The sequence below is a fragment of the Streptomyces sp. ActVer genome (assembly GCF_027270795.1).
GTDB classification, from domain to species: domain Bacteria; phylum Actinomycetota; class Actinomycetes; order Streptomycetales; family Streptomycetaceae; genus Streptomyces; species Streptomyces umbrinus_A.
In genome coordinates this window covers 1-2,026 of the sequence record NZ_JAPWHT010000808.1, presented here as the reverse complement: position 1 = coordinate 2,026, position 2,026 = coordinate 1, and the positions used below count along the sequence as shown (strand labels likewise).

The window sequence follows — 2,026 nt, the reverse complement described above, 5'->3', positions numbered from 1 at the left end:
CCGGGGGCCAGCCGGAGCCCGCGGCCGTCGAGCGCGAGCAGGGTCGCCGCCGCGTCCCCGTCGCCGTCCGCGATGGCGAGCGCCGCGTCCAGGAAGGGGCGGGCGATCTCGGCGAACCGGTCGGGGTTGTCCCGCAGCCGCTTCACCGCGCCGCCCACGAACTCCTCGCGGGTGATCCGCTGGTCGCCGTCCCGGTCCGCTATGCCGGCCATGCCCTGCCAGAAGGCTTCCGCGCCGATGTAGAGGGCCTGGCCCTTGTCGGACCGGGCCGCGATGCCGAACTCGGCGAGCAGCGCCTTGGTCGCCGCGTTGAAGTCCTCGCGGTCGATATAGCCGTTGCCGTCCTGATCGAAGGTGGCGAACCGCGCGGCGATCTTTCGCTCGTACTCGGTGCTGACCATGTCTTTTCGGGCCGCCTTACATCACGTGGGTACGTCTGGCAGGGAGCGTACGACGACCGGGGCCCTCGGGGAGCGGGAAAACGACGCTTGTGCCAAGACCGGGGAAATACCGCGACAACCGTGTCGCGGAGTTACGGGACGATCTTCCCCTCTACGCGACCCGTACGTGACGCGAATCACGCCGACAGGGAATCCGGTTCGTCGTCGACGGCGGCGTCGACATCGGGATACACGTCGAAGAGCCGGCGCACACCCAGGGCACCCAGCACCCTGTTGACGTGGGATCCGTCCACCGCGCCCTGCGCGGGAAGGATCAAGCGGAGGCGTCCCTGACAGGAGCGGAGGAGCCGCCGGGTCGCGATCAGCACCCCCACACCACTGGAGTCGCAGAACAGGACTCCGGAGAGATCGAGGACGACACTGTGCCGCCCGTCGGCCACGGCGTCGTGCACGCGCTGCCGCAGCACCGGTGACGTCACCAGATCCATCTCGCCCGACACCCGGAGCACGACCCAGCCGCGCTGCTCGCCGTCGGTCACCCTGAGCGTCACGCGCCTGCCCCTCGCTCGACGTTGCTGGACCCTGCCGGCCCGACGACGTCGGACCCGGAAACGGAACCGGAAGTGGCCCTGTCATTTCCCTGGTGCGCGGCTGCCCCACCCTCACTCCATGAAACACCGGATGCGGAATCGAAGCGTGCCCCAGTTGGGCTGTTTCGGTCGAGAACGGTCTAGTACGGTCGATCCTGATCGGGCCGAGCCACGGCAGACACACGCACACCGTGAGGAGCCGCACGCACAGCGTGATCGGGGCACTACCATCCGCAGCTCCGCGAGGGGCGCGCATTGCCACAAAGGGGCGTGCGTTGTCAGGGGTGCCGACTACATTCGGGAGGAAGCCGGAGAGGAGAATCCGGTGGACACAGGGACAGGCGCACCGCACGACCGGGGGTGAGGGGCCGCATGACCAAGAAGGACGCGCCGCCCCGCTGGGACCGCAAGATGCAACAGCGGCTCGCACGCGGGGAGGCGGCCGCGCTCGGTGAGCTCTACGACCGATTCGCTTCGCTCGTGCACGGCCTCGCCCATCGCGTGCTCGGAGACGACCGGGCCGCCGACGGCGTCACCCGCGAGGTCTTCGCCCACGTCTGGGAGAACCCGGAGGCGTACGACCCCAAGCAGGGCCCCCTGCGCTCCTGGGTCGCCACGCTGACCCACCGCCTCGCCGTGCAGCGCCTGCGCGCGACGGAGACCGCCGCGCTCGCCCACGACGGCTCGGGCAGCACCGAGGACCTGGAGCGCAAGGTCCGCCGCGCATCTGTGGCGGCCCGCGCCGACTACATCGTCACGTCCATGCCGACCCCGCTGCGCGCGGCCCTGGAGCTCGCCTACTTCCAGCGCCGCGACTACCGCCAGACCGCCGCCGACCTCGGCGTCACCGAGGACGAGGCCCGCCGCCGCCTGCGCCTGGGCCTCCAGCTCCTGTCCACGGCCCACGACACGGGCCGCTCCGGGTGTGCCGAATGACAAGCACCGAGGCACACGACAGCTACGGCGAGAAGCCGGACCCGGAGGACCACAACGCCCAAGTGGGCCCCCAGAAGGACACCCCACCCCCGTCCAACG

At 70.5% G+C, this 2,026-nt stretch carries 3 protein-coding genes; 1 reads left to right on the top strand and 2 read right to left on the bottom strand.

Features of this window, described 5'->3' with window-relative positions; genetic code table 11:
• The coding region (locus O3Q52_RS52295) for an EF-hand domain-containing protein (RefSeq protein ID WP_269655425.1) at positions 1-401 on the bottom strand (401 nt) is incomplete at its 3' end.
• Positions 402-577: 176 nt separating this feature from the next.
• The gene (locus tag O3Q52_RS52290) at positions 578-952 is read right to left on the bottom strand and encodes an STAS domain-containing protein (protein WP_143639781.1); all 375 of its coding nucleotides are present in this window, start codon (positions 950-952) and stop codon (positions 578-580) included.
• 411 nt (positions 953-1,363) lie between these two features.
• Between O3Q52_RS52290 and O3Q52_RS52285 the strand changes: the two genes are divergently transcribed.
• A complete protein-coding gene (locus O3Q52_RS52285; RefSeq protein ID WP_269655424.1) occupies positions 1,364-1,927 on the top strand; it encodes a sigma-70 family RNA polymerase sigma factor in 564 nt (187 codons plus the stop codon).
• Positions 1,928-2,026: the final 99 nt, after the last annotated feature.

Coding starts and splice junctions, on each gene's coding strand:
- O3Q52_RS52285 (WP_269655424.1), top strand. CDS start 1,364: ATGACCAAGAAGGACGCGCCGCCCCGCTGGGACCGCAAGATGCAACAG.